The 533-nt window shown below is 45.8% G+C and carries 1 protein-coding gene; it reads right to left on the bottom strand.

Annotated elements, in window-relative coordinates; translation table 11 throughout:
* Positions 1 to 533, bottom strand: a 533-nt coding sequence (locus HC175_RS17170; RefSeq protein WP_168139542.1) for a 3'-5' exonuclease, incomplete at both ends; no start/stop codon positions are given.

Here is a 533-nt window from a genome sequence, read left to right as displayed (position 1 = left end):
AAACAGCATTAATAAATACCACTTTTGGAGACCTGCTGACCAGCAGACTTTCCGCAGAGATCACCGGAATAGCATTTTCACTTAAAAAATTGGCGACCGCTATGCTTTCTTTCCTGGTGCGCGTAAGAATGCAAATATTGGAGAGCGAATGACCTTTTGCCTTTTGCGAATTTATGATCTCGAGCACCCGCACAGGGTAGGCTTCCATTTCTTCGGAAGTATTTTCGGCTTCGATAAAGGAGATATTCACATAGCCTTCCTTTTTACTCACAGGTCCCTGCCCGCTGTTAAGGAACAGGTCACGATGAGTTTCATTAAGAAAGCAACCGGCTGCAAAACGGAAAAAATCATTATTGAATTGGACAATTGTTTGAGCGCTTCGGTAATTGTTGGGCAGCACCACCAATTGGGGCTCTTCTATGCTAAAAGGGTGCTTTTTTTGGCACAGCTCCATGAACTGCTCTGCTTTCCCACCGCGCCACCTGTAGATAGATTGTTTTGCGTCCCCTACGAGGGTGAGGCTACCATGCTCT

It is taken from the genome of Salinimicrobium oceani (assembly GCF_012037645.1).
The sequence above is the reverse complement of the archived record's forward strand: the minus strand, read 5'-3'. Positions and strand labels throughout refer to the sequence as shown.